This is a genomic window from Maribacter caenipelagi, assembly GCF_004364175.1.
Lineage (GTDB): Bacteria > Bacteroidota > Bacteroidia > Flavobacteriales > Flavobacteriaceae > Maribacter > Maribacter caenipelagi.
In genome coordinates, this window is sequence record NZ_SNZW01000001.1 from 138,029 (window position 1) to 154,183 (window position 16,155).

14 protein-coding genes are annotated in these 16,155 nt (G+C 31.7%); 7 read left to right on the plus strand and 7 right to left on the minus strand.

Going from position 1 to position 16,155, the window contains the following annotated elements; genetic code table 11:
* The 6 genes from DFQ03_RS18705 to DFQ03_RS00685 all read right to left on the minus strand — a co-directional run.
* Positions 1–746: hypothetical protein (locus DFQ03_RS18705; protein ID WP_208295874.1), on the minus strand; the 746-nt coding region annotated here is incomplete at its 3' end.
* A 12-nt stretch (positions 747–758) separates the two neighbouring features.
* Entirely contained in the window at positions 759–3,725 is a 2,967-nt protein-coding gene (locus DFQ03_RS00665; protein ID WP_133671113.1) for a hypothetical protein, read from the minus strand.
* Between the two features lie 54 nt (positions 3,726–3,779).
* On the minus strand, positions 3,780–4,907 hold the full coding sequence (locus tag DFQ03_RS00670) for a hypothetical protein (RefSeq protein ID WP_133671114.1): 1,128 nt from the start codon (positions 4,905–4,907) through the stop codon (positions 3,780–3,782).
* The gene (locus tag DFQ03_RS00675) at positions 4,897–6,072 is read right to left on the minus strand and encodes a LamG domain-containing protein (RefSeq protein WP_133671115.1); all 1,176 of its coding nucleotides are present in this window, start codon (positions 6,070–6,072) and stop codon (positions 4,897–4,899) included. The genes DFQ03_RS00670 and DFQ03_RS00675 overlap by 11 nt, the downstream gene beginning before the upstream one ends.
* Positions 6,073–6,090: 18 nt before the next feature.
* Positions 6,091–7,218, minus strand: a complete 1,128-nt coding sequence (locus tag DFQ03_RS00680; RefSeq protein WP_133671116.1) for a tail fiber protein — start codon at positions 7,216–7,218, stop codon at positions 6,091–6,093.
* Between the two features lie 33 nt (positions 7,219–7,251).
* Positions 7,252–8,172 (minus strand): galactose-binding domain-containing protein, encoded by a 921-nt coding sequence (locus DFQ03_RS00685; protein WP_133671117.1) that lies wholly within the window; start codon positions 8,170–8,172, stop codon positions 7,252–7,254.
* A 418-nt stretch (positions 8,173–8,590) separates the two neighbouring features.
* On the opposite strand from DFQ03_RS00685, the gene DFQ03_RS00690 reads away from it, so the two are divergent.
* From DFQ03_RS00690 to DFQ03_RS00720, 7 genes are all read left to right on the plus strand, one after another.
* On the plus strand, positions 8,591–9,256 hold the full coding sequence (locus tag DFQ03_RS00690; protein WP_133671118.1) for a response regulator: 666 nt from the start codon (positions 8,591–8,593) through the stop codon (positions 9,254–9,256).
* A gap of 102 nt (positions 9,257–9,358) precedes the next feature.
* Complete coding sequence (locus tag DFQ03_RS00695; protein ID WP_133671119.1) at positions 9,359–9,772, plus strand: general secretion pathway protein GspG; 414 nt, start codon at positions 9,359–9,361, stop codon at positions 9,770–9,772.
* Complete coding sequence (locus DFQ03_RS18910) at positions 9,769–10,254, plus strand: hypothetical protein (RefSeq protein WP_208295875.1); 486 nt, start codon at positions 9,769–9,771, stop codon at positions 10,252–10,254. Before DFQ03_RS00695 ends, DFQ03_RS18910 begins: the two co-directional genes overlap by 4 nt.
* Positions 10,254–11,669, plus strand: coding sequence for a GspE/PulE family protein (locus tag DFQ03_RS00705; protein ID WP_133671121.1), 1,416 nt, complete (start codon positions 10,254–10,256; stop codon positions 11,667–11,669). The genes DFQ03_RS18910 and DFQ03_RS00705 overlap by 1 nt, the downstream gene beginning before the upstream one ends.
* Positions 11,670–11,699: 30 nt before the next feature.
* The gene (locus DFQ03_RS00710) at positions 11,700–13,868 is read left to right on the plus strand and encodes a type II secretion system protein GspD (protein ID WP_133671122.1); all 2,169 of its coding nucleotides are present in this window, start codon (positions 11,700–11,702) and stop codon (positions 13,866–13,868) included.
* Positions 13,868–15,073 carry a hypothetical protein gene (locus DFQ03_RS00715; RefSeq protein ID WP_133671123.1) on the plus strand — a complete coding sequence of 402 codons (1,206 nt, stop codon included), beginning with the start codon at positions 13,868–13,870 and terminating at the stop codon, positions 15,071–15,073. The genes DFQ03_RS00710 and DFQ03_RS00715 overlap by 1 nt, the downstream gene beginning before the upstream one ends.
* Positions 15,063–15,572 carry a hypothetical protein gene (locus tag DFQ03_RS00720; RefSeq protein ID WP_133671124.1) on the plus strand — a complete coding sequence of 170 codons (510 nt, stop codon included), beginning with the start codon at positions 15,063–15,065 and terminating at the stop codon, positions 15,570–15,572. Before DFQ03_RS00715 ends, DFQ03_RS00720 begins: the two co-directional genes overlap by 11 nt.
* Positions 15,573–15,957: 385 nt before the next feature.
* Here DFQ03_RS00720 and DFQ03_RS18915 read toward each other — a convergent pair.
* Positions 15,958–16,155: hypothetical protein (locus tag DFQ03_RS18915; RefSeq protein WP_208295876.1), on the minus strand; the 198-nt coding region annotated here is incomplete at its 5' end.

Genomic DNA, 16,155 nt, shown 5'->3' on the forward strand with positions numbered 1-16,155 from the left:
CCACCACTACCAGTCTGTATCGCAGGACTATTAGAACCGTTTTTATAAAGCTGATAGATTACCCCAACCTGACTATCGCTCAATTTGACACTCAAAGTGCCGCCGGGACATACGTTATTATTTTGTGGATCACTGGTGCTTATTGTATATGTTTTTAAGGTTTCCGTAACTTTTACGGTTGTGCTATTAGTAGTAAAAGACCCATCATTTCCATTAGCTCTCACCGTAATTGTAGCCGTACCATAAAAATTTGAAGCCCATGTTACGCGTCCGTTACCATTAATTGTAGAGGTTCCTGCATTTGCAATCGACCAAGTATAACTTGAAGCTGCAGTAGCACTTGCACTATAATCGGTAAAAGTAGTTCCTTGACAAATATTTGTAGTTCCTGTTGGTTTCGATACTTGACCTACCGGTGTTTTTATAGTAACGGGTTTACTTGCATAACGTTGCTGCGTACCATCCATATAAGAAACTACTACTTGTCCTCCCCCAGTCGTACTATTCCATGTTATATATACGTCGCTATATTGATTACCAGATGATGGTATTGAACCACCGCTAGCAGACCAATTAAAAGTGTTGAAACCTGTACTAGAAAGATAGTACCTATGAGTTTCACCTTTGTTTACGGTAGTAGGACCCACTATTTGAACATTTTGCGCAAATAATGAAGAACTAAAACAGATAAATAATAATAAAGTGAAATAATACTTTACTTTAATATTTTTAAAATAGATTTTCATAATTTACTTTTTTTAGTTACCCCCGTTAGCGTAATTATACTTAATGTCTTTTATTTTATCTTCATTTAAGTCTTTAACATTAATCAATCGACCAAAATCATCATATTCGAAATACGATACTGTACCTCGTGCATCTGTATTACTGGTAATACCAATTAAGGTATCGTAGGTATAGCTAGACATAAATACATTATCAGGTAGAGCATTTCTAAGATTTACAAGCGCCTGTCTCAATTCGCCCTCTTTACCAATAAAACCTTTGGTACGGTCATCGTCAAGATTAGATTTCGATGTAGCCTCATCGATTAAATTCTGTATGGTGGGCGTTATTTTTGAGGCATCTAAATTCTCTAATTTTGCTATAGGATATTCTTCATTATAACCCCATACATAGAATATGGAAGGTCCATTAGCTTTTGTAACTTCTTTAATATTACCATCTAAAGTGTATGCTTTAAATTCTATACCGGGTATAAATGACCCTGTACCTTTTTTAGAAGCTATTGATAAAGGCTTAATCATTGGATTGGCTAAGCCCCAAATAGAATAATCCGTTTTTATAGTACCTAAATTTCGATCTCCTTTAAAGTTAATTTTCTCAATTGGAAAATCTAAAAGATTTGAATTTATCATTTGACTAAAAACTCCAGTAGCAGGATAGTCGAATGGATATGTAATTTCTTCTATATAATCAATGTTATCATCTTCAGATGAACTTGTAGTTATTTGTTCAATCAATTGATGAGAATTATATTTATAACTGGTATTGCTAACTATTGTTGGCATACCACTCTCATCATAAAGAGTTTCTTGTACATTAGAAAGATTATGTGAACCAATTGGAATTTCATATTCTCTGTACAAATAAATTTGACGAAAATTAAGACTAGGGGCATTAGAATTAATCTGTTTATTTTCCGCTAAATGAGATTCTGGATATAAGCCAGAACTAATAACCCTACCCCCTAAGGCAGAAACTCTTCTTTGCATATGAAGACCTTTTACCTTTTCAATTTCTATTGTACTGTAATTATAGTGTTTGCTCTTTGTAACAATATAATTAGATAGGCCTTCACGTTTATAAACTAGTTCGCTATCAATTTCTGGTGCATTTAAATAATCGAAAGATGGAATATCCCATAAACCTGGACCTACAGGTCTAACGCCCCATAAATTACGTTTATAAATAAATTCTGTTTTTCCAATATTTTCGTTTTTGGTACCGTGATATTTAGTGACATTTAAATATTGAACCGGTCTCGAAGACAACTCATTAAGTTGAGGCACAAATGAACTATGAAAAATGGTTTCGCGTTTATGTGTCACATTATAATAGTTAGGACCACCGTCTAGGAAATCTATTATTAATTTTTCTGATCTAAAATATTGCGGTAAAGGTTCTAAATCTAAATAGCCATACTTTTGATTATTCAACCCATATTCAAATTCGTTTACTTCTTTATTACCAATTAAATCATTTGTTATTAACTTAGCGAGCCTAAGACCTGGCCCTTTTTTTAATAGATTATCTTCTCTGCTTTTATAAATATTATGTTCATAAACAAACTCAGAGCTGCCACCAGTTGGATATATAATTTTTTTAATTACCCCACTCATCATTGCATTTAAATTTGGTTCTCTATTGGTGTTAGAGCTACCTACAGTATAACCAACGTTGTATGGAATGATAGTACTAACTTCTTGTTCTGGTATTAAGTCATAAACATCAGAAGCATTATAATAACCCCACCAATCCTTATATCTAGGATTAATATAAAAATTAGACTCATTATTCGACCCTGGTGTAGGATAGTGTTCAAATGCGTATTTTTCAACAGCTTTGTTAAGTTTATCCTCAATAATTATACTATCAAGTTTATGTGTTACTACTGTTTGATTAAATTTATTATGTAATGGAGATCTATAAAAGCGAATAGTTTTTAAAGGCTTCGTTATATCTTCATTAGAAAAAATTTCAATGTTCTCAACATTTGTTTCATTTCCAGTTGCATTTTCAATTAAATTAAAAATTGCAAAACCGTTTTTAAATGAAATTCTACTCAATCTAGAAATTTGATAAAAACTAGTATTGTTAACAGCAACAGTATTTTTATAATAATTAGGACTGAGATTTGGTGTTGGAAAAATAGCATCGGTTAATATTATATTCTCATCAAAACTTTTTTTCTGTTGAATATCTCCATAATAATCAAAATTTATAGTATCAGTTTTATCTGCAGAAATAATTGTTCTTATGTTATAAGCTGTAGTTACTCCTTTTTGAGTTGAATTAGTTTCAGAGGCTCCATAGTTAAATTCTTTACCCTTTTCATCTAATACTTTTAAACCAGCTAATCTATCACTAACAACTATAGGGTTAATTCTAATCGGTTTTGAAGGTATTAGTACTGGCTTTTTATAATTTAGACTATCCTTAAAAATAAATTTACCACCCTGACCATTAATGGTATAAGAAAATATATCATATTCACTATCGAGAAAATCAGAAATATTAGTCAAATCAGGATTCCCGGAATACTGCATTATACTCTCTGCATATGCCAAATCATCAAAATTAGCATTAAAATCAGTTGTAACAAATGGAGAAGGAAATGGGAAGTTTTCATTACTTCCATTACCAAAATCAGACGAACCATGTATGGTTCTAGATATTGACCCCCCAGCATGTAAACTCCAGCCTGTTGCTATTGGACCGTCTACATCAGAAATTTTACAACCAGAAGCATGATAACTAATACTAATAGGTATACTAAGCTCTCCACTTTTTACCTCAAATAAAGGAATACTAATTTGAGGTAAACCAGTTGAATAGTCCATTGGATATTCCTGATATTTAAAAAGTGCAGCAGTTTCTGGCGAAGGTGGTATTACTTCTGGTAATTCTTGACCATAAGCCATTGTAATAAAAAGGCACATGGATAATTGAGATATAATTTTATACTTTTTAAAACTTAACATAATTTGACGTTTAAGTTGATGATTGATCCTATCCTTAATGATATACTTTGATTATTAATTTCTATTCAATTCTAGAGTTTTAATACGTTTATCCTGCTCCAAAATATAAAGCGTCAACTCTTCGATTTTTTCCATGAGTAGTGTATTCATTTCACCGAGTTCTAAACCGTTGGACTTAATTTCAGATGCTGATGGTATATTGGGTAAATGCCCATTTATTTCAATAAATTTTCTAACTTCTTCAAGAGTCAATAATTCATAGTTTTTATTGAAAACATAATCTGGCCAAATTTCAGTATCTACTTTAATTTCTCTGGCACGCACGTTACCATCAATTGCCAATTTAAAATCAACTAGAGCATTTGTACCAATACCGACGTTACCTAAAGAGTAGTTTATGTTTTGACCGTCAGTAGTCCAAACTGTACTACCTGGATTTACAGGATCTGTTCCACCGCCATCTTCTTGTCCATATAACAACCCGGCCAATGACAATTCTTGTCCATTTATTTCTTCTACTCTTGGCATGGCAATTAACATTGTTTCTCCAGCTCCACATGCCCACATGAAAGCACGTATACGGGTTGAAATTTGAGCATAATTGGACGGGAAAATAAAATCGGTGGTTTCAAATGTTGGAGAGGGTAATGACGTAGTGGTACCTTCTAAGGGATCATAAATACCCGATATACCTAAATCAGGATTAGCATTAGGTCTTATATGACCAATTACTAAAAACCATTTATTATTAGGCATATTTAACGACGAATGATAAGGCCAACTAACCTGGTTGCCATTTTCAGTTTCAAAAGGTTGAATCAAATTACCAGAGGTGTCATAGGGTGTAAATCCTGTGTAATTGGTACAATTCATGTCCCCCTGGGACTGTATCCAAAAACTTATTCTATAAGCTTTGTCTGTATCCATTATAACTCCGTTTGCCGAAAAACCTCCATTAAAACTTGAAGACCCATCTGCTAAAGCTTGCCAGACTACAGTATTATCGCCATAAGGCCCAACCATATTAATTCTCGAATTTTGAGAGTCTGTACCTTGATTTTGAAAGGAATCAGTTCTACCTGATGTTCCTGCTACCCAATCATCTATTTGGATTAGATTTTGGGCATAAATGGAACTATAACCGAGTACAGTTATTACAATAAAAAATAGTTTATTCTTCATTTGGTTGGTTATTTTGTATTTGTAATCTTAATTCGTCAATTTCTTTCTGTTGTTGAATTGTATACAGCATTATTTCCTCAATCTTTTCCAACAAAAGCCTGTTCATTTCACCAAGTTCTAGACCATTTGATTCAATTTCTTTGGCAGAAGGTATGTTAGGTAAATGTCCCTTTTGTGCTATATGCTCTTGAACCTCTTCAAGGCTTGGCAAGGCATAAACTTTTTCAAATACATAATCCGGCCAATTTGCAGTTTCAACTTTAACTTCCTTAGCTCTTATTTCTCCATTTACGGCCAGTTCATAATTACCGGGGGTTATGGTACCAATGCCTACATTACCAGTAGTATAAAAAATATTATTACCGTTGCTAGTCCATAAACTCGATTCATTTCCGGTGCTTGGTTCTGTTGTTGTACTAAAATCATTGTAGCCTAGATTGTCATTTACCAACGTATTTTGTTCTGCTGATGTTAGCGCCTTATTCCAGATCATAACGTTATCCATTCTCCCAACAAAACTTCTAGTATTGGAGGCAGGAGAAACATCATATGAGCCTATGGTTAAATCTCTACCTGTGTTAACAGTTTGTGTTCCACTGTACGCCGCAACATCTGTATTTGTAATAGTATTTATTTTAATGGTTTTTGGCTCTCCTGATTTCCAAGTACAAATAACACGGGACCAAGTATTTAATGGGGCTGTTGCCGTACTGACAAAATCTCTTTGAATTCCATTGGTAAAGGTTCTGAACCTTACTTTATTACTAGAGTTATAGGCAACAGAATATATATTATTACCTGATGTTTCATATCCCTTTTGTAGAATTACACTAACACCAGATTGCCCGTTAGAAGTTGGATAGATATCTACCATAATTGTAAACTCTGTACCATTTAAGTTTAAACTGGTAGATTCTGGAATAGTAATCATGCTGGTCGGTAGTCCTGTAAAATTTAATGCATTGCCTATAGACCCAACTACTGAAGAAACCCCTATTGCCGTTCCATCATTGGTACCCTGCTCATCAATAATATTAGAATTGTTTTCTAAAGAATAAGCAGATATAAGACCATTCAAAAAATTTGAATTATCACTGTTTTGTGCACTTAACAAACTTGTCCATAGACAAATTATCGTAGAAATTATAAGTTTATATTTTACCATATTAATATTTTATCTAGTTTATTTTTTCAAATAATCTATATCTTCCTGCTGCTGATCATTCTGAATCTTTAATTCAATTATATAAAGAGTCAATTCTTCTATTTTCTCTAAAAGCAACCGATTCATTTCACCTAGCTCTAAACCTCTAGTTTCCATTTCTACGGCTGGAGGGATATTCATTAAGTGCCCATTTGCCAGAATATGTTGTTGGACTTCTTTAATACTAGGTAGATTATAATCCAATGCAAAAACATAATCCGGCCAATTTGCAGTTTCAACTTTAACTTCCTTAGCTCTAATTTCTCCATTTACCGCCAGTTCATAATTACCGGGGGTTGTGGTACCGATACCAACTTTACCGGTATAACTAGCTATAGAATTCGTCTCTGACCAAACAGAAGTACTAGAACTATTGTTTGATTCTGTAGTTGAATTTGGATTTAACATTTCTGGAATTGAAGGTTCTTGACCGTTTACTTCATAAATAGTCGGGTTCCAATAATATTGCCTATTGGTATTATTATTGTTATTTGCAAACAAGATGCCTCTATTTAGAGTTCGTACACTCCCATCCCCGAATTTGAAATCTACCACGGTTTCACTTGAAACCTTGCTTCCAGTTACTGAATCATATACTCCGCCCAAATCAGCACCATTGTAGGATATAGGGTGTACATATCCTACAATTAAGTACCATTTATCCAGCTCGGGAAGATCTCCCCACCAAAAATATGGGTTGCTTCCAGGAGTTCCATCCATTAAAAGAATAGACCCACTCCAAGAACTATTTAGAACGGAAAGACCAAAATATGAAGAACCGATTGTGTTTCCCGTTTTTTTCATCCAAATGGAATAGCGATAAGTTTTGCTGGGGTCAATAGTTATATATGGGGAATAACACCCTCCATCTGCTGAATTTGAAGAACCACCTTCGGGTTTAGCCATCCATATAACACTAGAGTTTCCATATGGATCTGTATATTGAATTCTTTCATTTTCACTTTCTAGTCCATAATTGGTAAATCCATTTATAGCGCCACTTCCTACAGTCCAGGAAGAAGGATCAATTAAATTGTTTTGGGCATTAAGTTCACCCAAAAAAAGGCACACCCCTATTAAGGTAAATAGTGAATTTTTTAATGACATATTTTAGTTATTTAATTCTCTTTATATTCTTTACTATATTTTCAAGAGATTGAATTTATTTTTTTGAGTTTTTTCTAGATTCTTAAGCCTAATGTTCTGTTCATTTTGGTCGTCCTTCAATTGAATTATATAAAGGGTTAGCTCCTCTATCTTTTCCAAAAGCAACCGATTTATTTCACCTAATTCTATGCCGTTTTTATGAATCTCTCCTGCTGAAGGAATGTTAATTAAATGACCATTCTTTGTTATATGATTTTCAACTTCTTGAAGTGTTGGTAAATTGTAGTTCTCAGAAAAAACATAGTCTGGCCAATTTGCTGTTTCAACTTTAATCTCTTTGGCTCTAATATTTCCATTAACCGCTAATTTTGAATCGGGGGTATTTGTTCCTATTCCAACATTTCCTCCTTGATTGTAAAAAACATTGTTGTTGTTTAAATTCCATAAACCTTCAGCACTACTATTCGCATTTTCACTAGAAGCTTCATGCCCATAAACTTCAACCTCTGCGAGAGCTAATACTGCATCAATATTTGAAGAAATAAGTCGAACCATAACAAATTGACCAAGTACAGAAACATCATTTATTTCTGTAAGTGGTTGATCTACTAATGGATTGCCTACAGCGGTATAATCTTCTGGATTAGTAGAATCTACATTACCAATATATACTTGAGCCCCAATAATTCTATACGTTACATCATCAGTTCTATTGAATACTCTGATTTGACTGATGTCAAATTGACTTCCTAAATCAACTCTCCACCACATGATGGGTTCATTCTGAGTATGACCAACATTCGCATAATTTCCATTGGTGTTACCATCTACAACTTTCGATGAAACAGCACTATACCAAGTACTCGATTGAGATGTTGGTTTATCTAACGCAAGGTTTTGTGCATCCACAATTGTATAAAAAAGTAAAACCACTAAAAACACCACGCACCTCATAATCAATTATTTAATTACCTAAAATTCTTTCAATCGTTATCCTATTCTCAAAAGTGATATTCATATTAATTTATATAGAAGCGATTACGAATTTGATATTCATCAGTTCAACAAATCAATTTTTTTTCTGGATTTCGTACAAGGTAAATTCGATGAACCGTAAATTATTCTTAAATAAATTAACAAAACCTCGATTATCTACGGTTTTTCTAGATGAGTGGTAAAATGGATGAAGAGTTCTATTGCATTTAAAACAAAATAATTTGAGGGATAACCCATCATAATGTATTCTATTTCCTACAAAATCTGATTTTTGGTTTTTAACTTCTTAAAGGTTTCTTAAACATTTATCATAAAAACAATAAAGACACAAAACATTTTAATTTATTCATCGTTTTGGTATCATATTTTGCATAAAATGAAAAAACCAACCAAACTATTAATTGTTGATGATCACCCTATGGTGGTAAGAGGATATCAAATAACTCTTGAACAAATTCAAGAAGATTATCATTTAAACCTTCACTCTTGTAATAATTGCGATGATGTTCTTTTAAAAATGAATGAACTTAAAGATGATTTTTTTGAACTTGTATTACTAGACATAAATTTACCTGGTACTGAATCTAATTCAATTAATGATGGTGAAGATTTAGGCATGCATTTAAGAAGAAAATTTCCGAGAACCAAAATTATAATCCAAACCGGTTTAAATGATATGCAGTATATCACCAATATTTTTAATAGTATAAAACCAGAAGGGTTCTTAATTAAATCTGACATAGATGAGGACGTTTTAATTACAGCTGTTTGCAGGGTTTTGAATAACAAAACATATTACAGTGAGAGAGTAAACAATCTTTTAAGTCCTACAAATTTTGAAGACATCTATATAGATAGTTACAATCGTAAAATATTATATCATTTGTCATTAGGTTCTAAAATGAAAGATTTACCCAATCACATCCCCTTATCGCTACCCACTATTGAGAGAAGAAAAAAAGAATTAAAGAAATTACTAGGCGTACCTGAAGGTGGTAACCTGGAATTACTAAAAATGGCTAGAACTAAAGGCTTTATTTAGAATCTCATTTATTTCACCAATAAATAGGATTAATACTATATTAAAATACTATACATCTTATTTTCTTGTTATAGTAAAGTGAAATTTCCCAAAACAAAAGTTATGATTTCATCCATTTTTAAAAGAAAAATACCAGCATTAAATCTACAAGAGACATTAATTGTTTTAGCAATTATTGGTATTCTACTATTATTGGCATTACCCAATTTAATGCCGTTAATAACAAAGGCTAAAAGTATTGAAGCTCAAACTCAGTTAAAAGCTATCTATAATACACAAACTACACATAGATATATGTATAGTAAATATTCTAATGATTTAAACGAATTAGATTTTGTGGCCCCTAAAACCGTAAAAGAGAACGGTACTGCCAATTATGTGTATGAAATTATCAGTGCTGACAATGCAACTTTTAAAGCGAAAGCTGAAGCTATTACAGATTTTGACGGTGACGGTATATTCAATGTATGGGAAATAGACGAAAATGGTAATCCTAAACAAATAATAAAGGATTGATCATTACCATTAAAATATCGTTATTCATTGTACTAGCGCTTATAACCTATCAAGATATAAGAGAGAGAAAAGTTAATTGGGTTCTTTTTCCTATTACGGGATTGTTGTTGTTCGTTTTATATGAGAACAAAACCATTATTCAGTACAGCTATATTTTCTTAGTAATGAATATCATTTTAACAACAAGTATACTAACAATTTTATTTCTGTATACAAGAATTATAAGAGGAATGAAATTTTTAAATGTAAGTTTTGGACTTGGAGATGTACTTTTTTTTTATGCCTTTGCCTTAGGTTTCCCAACAGTTACCTTTTTAATATTATTTGTTTCATCAATCGTATTTTCGTTAATGGTGTCATTAATTCAAAAGAAGAAAAATAAAGCTAACGGTATTCCATTAGCGGGCTTAATGAGTTTATTTCTAGCATTTGTTTTATCCATTGAATTTCTACCAAAACTACCTTCATTATATAACTTCTAATGACAAAAAACACTACCTATAATATACCTGCAAATGTACTTCAGAAAATATCTTCTGAACAAGCGTTCCATTATAGGATAGTACCTGTTGGAATTCATAAAAATGAAATTGTTTTTAAAACAGATAACTCTGAAACAAAACAGTTATCAACCGAATTAAAAATTATATTAAACACCAACGTTGTACTTGAAATTTGCACTACAGGAGAACTACAAAAATTATTGACATTTAATTATAGGACAAGTACCAGTAAAAAGGTGAATAGTCTTAATTATTCTGATGATTTCCTTGAAAAGTTACTAATTGATGCCCAAAATATGGGAAGCAGTGATATACATTTTGAACCTTACGAAAAACGCTGTAGAGTTCGTTTTAGAATAGATGGAAAACTAATAGAACAATTTGTCATACCAGTAGACAAATATCCAACAATGGTAAACAAAGTCAAGATTAAAGCTGATCTTGATATTGCAGAAAAAAGATTGCCCCAAGATGGTCGTATTTCTATAAATACAAATGGCAATGAATTTGATATAAGAGTATCTACGTTACCAATATTAAATGGTGAAAAACTAGTATTAAGAATTCTTAGTAAGGACAGCACAATTATCGATTTAAACAAACTTGGTTTTTCTAAAAATGAATTAAAAATTTACAGAGAAAGTCTTAAAAAACCTAGTGGAATAATTTTGATATCTGGACCAACGGGTTCGGGAAAAACTACCACCTTATATGCGACCCTAAAGGAATTAAATAAAGAGGAGGATAATATTTTAACTCTAGAAGATCCTATAGAGTATACTCTAGATGGAATTAACCAAGTTCAACTAAAGGAAAATATAGGATTAGATTTTGTAAAAACTTTAAAAACATTTTTACGACAGGATCCAAACATAATTATGATTGGTGAGATTAGAGATGCAGAAACGGCAAATATAGCTATACGAGCTGCACAGACAGGTCATTTGGTCTTGTCTACCATACATACCAATTCTGCATGGGGCACTATTTCTAGACTTATAGATATGGGGGTACCCTCTTTTTTAATTGCCAGTACCTTGAACATGAGTTTAGCGCAAAGATTGGTGAGAAAACTTTGTAATAATTGTAAGGTGAAATCTGAAATAGATCAAAGTTTATTTCCTTCAAATTTTAAAATACCAAAAGAACTTAAATATCATTATACAGCTGTAGGGTGTAATTCTTGCCACCATACAGGCTATAAAGGCAGAGAGGCCATTTATGAAATATTGCCTATACATAAAGAGTTAAGAGTACCCATTAGAGAAAATGTATTAGAAATAGATACAATTCTTGAAGAGTTTAATATTCTCACATTAAAGCAAAATGCAATTGAACTTATAAATAAAGGAACTACTTCTATAGAAGAGGCTTATCCTTTATTATCAAGTTAGAACTTTAAGTTCCATGAATAAATTTAACACATGAAAAACCTACTAATATTACTTATTCTAATGGCATCGCTTCACATAAGTGGGCAGTCTGCCGATAGAATTCAAAGTATAAAAAATCAGTTAGAATTATTATCCCTTGAAAATACAGAGTTAAATGAGAATTTAAAGCTTGAATTCAATGTTAATAATGTGACTTTACCCAATTTTTTGTTAGCCGTATCGAGGGTTCACGATTTAAATATTTCCATTTCTCCAGATATTCAGAATATTTCAATTGTAAATAACTTCAACAATGTTACCGTTAGTGATTTGTTAGTTTATTTATGTAAAGAGTATAGTTTAGACATAGAGTTTACAGGGAACATACTATCTATAAAAAGATATTTACCGCCTGTAGAAATTCCTGAAGATAAAGTTATTCAGGTGTCATACATAAACGAAAACAAACTCATTAGTCTTGATTTAAAAAATGACCCATTAGATAAAGTATTCAGAAAAATAATGGCTCTATCTGGTAACAACTTGTTATTCTCTAATGCATTAGATTCAAAACTTTTGAACATTTATTTATCTAATGTTCCTTTTGATATTGCAATGGAAAAACTAGCCAATACCAATGGTTTAACCTTTTCAAAATCTAAAGATGGATTTTATTTATTTGATTCTTATGAAAGCAATGCAGTAGGCGCAATCGATTCAAATCAGCGTTTAGTATTCAATAATTTAGGATACCAAGTTGTAGACACCTTAAGAAGAAGAATAGATGTTGATTTCAAAAACACGCCAATATCCTCATTAATTAATGGTCTAAAACAAGATCTTAAGCTTAACATTTACACAGCCACTCCGCTTATAGAAGCTGGTAACGTAACTTTTAATGCAAAGGATATTACTTTTGATGAATTATTGAACCATATTTTTACTGGGCAAATAACGAAGTCACCTAAAGAGCAGGTGCCATCTAATGGCGTTCAAAATAGAACTTCTAGACAGCCTGAAGTTGCAGAACCCACCAACAATTCAAGAAATTTCACGTTTAAAAAACAAGATGATATTTACTTTTTTGGTACAGCCGACCAATTAAGTCTTAGAAAGGTTGAAGTTGTTCAATTAATGCACCGTTCAGTAGAACTACTTGGAAATCCTTCTCAAGTTAGAGGCTCACGTTCCTCAGGAAGAACAAATGAAGGCAGCGTAAATTACTTTGGAAACAATTCTAATACAGCAGGAAGTCAACAAAACTCTTATAGTAATCAAAGAAGTTTAAATACTCAAACTAGTAGTAGTTTTGGAGATTATCAAGATGGTGCTGAAGCTATTGTAAGTATTCTACCCGATGAAATTAAAGTAGATTTAGAAATAAAGGTAGATTATGAATTAAATAGCTTTTTTGTTAGTGGACCAGCATCTAATATTAATCGTTTTAAAAATTTCATCAAGGAGATAGATAAACCAGTACCAGTGGTTCTCATTGAAGTAATGATTATTGAAGTTAAAAAATCTGCAACAGTTGAAACTGGAATCAGTTGGGGTATTGGAAGTGAACCTGTTAACACCCAAGGAAACCTTTTTCCGTCAACAGATGTCACTTTAGGTGCTAATACTGTAAATAAAATAATTGGAGGTTTCGATGGTTTTGGCTCTTTTAATATGGGTAAGGTTATACCTGAATTCTTTGCCAATATTAAAGCTATGGAGGCAAATGGAAACTTAAAAATACGCTCGTCTCCAAAACTTTCAACTTTAAACGGTCATAGGGCAAATCTATCCATTGGTGAAACTACATACTACGTAGTCACAAATCAAAACTTTTTCGGATCACAAATACCTACAACATCTGAGGTTAGAAATTATTTACCTATAGATGCTGAATTAGCAATAGGTATTAAACCACTAGTTTCTGGAGATGGACAGGTAACTTTAGATATTAATGTAGTTCAATCTGATTTTAATGGGGAAAGAATCGAAGATGATGCACCTCCTGGTCTAACATCCAGAGAATTTAGTTCTATTATAAGAATGCAAAATCAAGATTTGGCAATATTAGGAGGGCTTGAAGAAAAGGTAAAAAATGATTCAGGCAATGGTGTCCCTTTATTGTCTAGAATACCCGTTATAAAATGGTTATTTAGTCAGAGAAAAAGAGAGGATGTAAAACAGAAACTGACCATACTAATTAAGCCTACAGTAATTTATTAATGATAAAAAGAATTCTTAGACATATTACCGAAGGTTCTATTTTCGCCGGGTTAGAAATTAACACATCTGCCAATGGAGATATCTATTATTTTCTAGAAATAAAAAAACTGAAAGATGAATTGGTCATTTCAAAAAGTTTAATCTTAAATAATCTTGAAGATATTAAACTTCATATAAATAGAACCACCCCCCTATTCTTATGTTTTAACAATGATTCTATTTTAACAAAGCAGTTAAGCAACCCAAGTATATCAGCAGAGGCTGCGTTAGTTAATGAAGCCTTCCCTAACATAGAGATTAAAACCTTTTATTGGGAAATCATTCAAAAATCACAAAATTCCATAGTATCGATTTCTAGAAAGGAATTTGTTGATTCTGTACTTCAAAAATTATCTCAGATTAAAATAACACCCTTTCAGATTAGTTTAGGCGTATCTGGTATTGAAGAAATCTTACAATATACGGATGAAGAATTCCTCTATTTAAATAGCCAAAATCTAAAATTAAATAATGGTGATATCATTGAAATAAAATCAGACACAATTAACCAAGAAGTGTTTTACGAAATCAATGAGTTAAAAATGTCTAACTTCAATTTATTAATATTTGGACAAATATTAAGTCATCTGAATGAGAATCAACGATTTACTAATTTTAGTGATAAAAATCAAAAATTAAACGGTCATGTAAAGAATGAAAGAATTTTTGATGGTGTTGGAAAGTTCGCTTTGGCTTTCTTTGGCATGCTGTTATTAGTAAATTTCATCTTCTATAATCACTATTTCTCTAAAGCAAATGAATTACAAACAAACCTTTTAGCGAGTGATTCTCAAAAAGAAAACCTGATAAAATTAGAGAATACAATAAAAATAAAGCAAGAGAAAATAAATATAATTTCAAATTCGTCAAATTCAAAAAGCACATATTATTTAGATAAAATAGCACAATCAATTCCGCAATCTATACTTCTTAACAAGATTGATTATCAACCATTAACAAAAAATATTCAAGATAACAAGCCCATATTTATTGATAAAAAAATCATTTTACTTACTGGTTTAAGCAATGATAATAATCAATTTTCAAAATGGATAGAAATTCTAGAAAAAAACGACTGGATTGTTTCAATAGAAACCCTTGATTTTGATTTTGTTAATGATAATAGCTCTGAATTTTCAATTGAAATAAAGACAGATGATAAATAATAAAAACAAGCTTTTATTGCTCGGTATAGTTATGCTGCTAATTTCAAGTTATCATTTAGCTTTTAAGAAAACGTTTCAAATTAGAACCGAACTAAAAACGCTAGAAAGTCAAGCTGAACTTTATAATAACATCCCTCAAAAACTTAGTATACTAAGTCAAAAGAACATCTATTTTGATTCTATTCTTACTAAAATGGATCTTAATGACACCTCTATTCAGAACAATTTAATCAGAACTATAAATCTAGAAGCAAAAAAGAATAATGTAAAAGTGATGGATTTTAATCAGCCTCATCTTTTTCAAAACTCAACTTCAACGGAATATACTTATAACTTTAATTTAGAAGGAGATTTTACTGATATTTTAAAAGTGTTACATGAACTTGAATTGAAAGGAAATTTTGGAGATGTAATACACCTCGGATTCGAAAAGAAGAAAGATTACAAGACATTGAAGAACCATTTAAGTGTTAACGTATTACTGCAGCAATTAAAATGACTTTATACTGATTATTTTACGTAAATTCGATAAAATTTTAATCATAAGTGAACACAAAACTGAACACGTTTTTGCACACGATTCATTAATATAGTATCTCTAGAACGCCTTTATATAGGCATTTTAAATTTTGAGAGGGAAATTCATAACCCGGAGGTCGGGGGATCGTGCCCCCCTCTCGCTACATTAGTAAATTCAAGTAAAACAACGGTTTAGTTCACTCTAAACCGTTTTTTTATGTCTATATTTCTGCAAGCAATTACAATTGAACACGAAAATGAACACGATTTAGAACACGATTTGTCTACAAAACCAAATTTTTCAGTACCAAAAATCTATACCGCCAAAGGTGATCTTTCTAAAAGATGGTACGTCTATTTTTCATTTAGGAAGAAATGAGCTGAAAAACAAAGAAAATATAGCTCAATCTAACCACATAGTTTCTATCATAATCCAAACCTAATTTAGCTATTCCGTAAGCTTGTTTATGGTACGATATACAAACATCCTTTACAGAGTTATAGAAACATCGTTTACACTTTTTAAGTTGCATTTGAAACCAAAATTCAGATGCTATGCCTTG

What these genes read in the sequence shown, in the direction of transcription:
- DFQ03_RS00665 (WP_133671113.1), bottom strand. Translation starts at nt 3,725, where the DNA reads ATGTTAAGTTTTAAAAAGTATAAAATTATATCTCAATTATCCATGTGC.
- DFQ03_RS00670 (WP_133671114.1), bottom strand. Translation starts at nt 4,907, where the DNA reads ATGAAGAATAAACTATTTTTTATTGTAATAACTGTACTCGGTTATAGT.
- DFQ03_RS00675 (WP_133671115.1), bottom strand. Translation starts at nt 6,072, where the DNA reads ATGGTAAAATATAAACTTATAATTTCTACGATAATTTGTCTATGGACA.
- DFQ03_RS00680 (WP_133671116.1), bottom strand. Translation starts at nt 7,218, where the DNA reads ATGTCATTAAAAAATTCACTATTTACCTTAATAGGGGTGTGCCTTTTT.
- DFQ03_RS00685 (WP_133671117.1), bottom strand. Translation starts at nt 8,172, where the DNA reads ATGAGGTGCGTGGTGTTTTTAGTGGTTTTACTTTTTTATACAATTGTG.
- DFQ03_RS00690 (WP_133671118.1), top strand. Translation starts at nt 8,591, where the DNA reads ATGAAAAAACCAACCAAACTATTAATTGTTGATGATCACCCTATGGTG.
- DFQ03_RS00695 (WP_133671119.1), top strand. Translation starts at nt 9,359, where the DNA reads ATGATTTCATCCATTTTTAAAAGAAAAATACCAGCATTAAATCTACAA.
- DFQ03_RS00705 (WP_133671121.1), top strand. Translation starts at nt 10,254, where the DNA reads ATGACAAAAAACACTACCTATAATATACCTGCAAATGTACTTCAGAAA.
- DFQ03_RS00710 (WP_133671122.1), top strand. Translation starts at nt 11,700, where the DNA reads ATGAAAAACCTACTAATATTACTTATTCTAATGGCATCGCTTCACATA.
- DFQ03_RS00715 (WP_133671123.1), top strand. Translation starts at nt 13,868, where the DNA reads ATGATAAAAAGAATTCTTAGACATATTACCGAAGGTTCTATTTTCGCC.
- DFQ03_RS00720 (WP_133671124.1), top strand. Translation starts at nt 15,063, where the DNA reads ATGATAAATAATAAAAACAAGCTTTTATTGCTCGGTATAGTTATGCTG.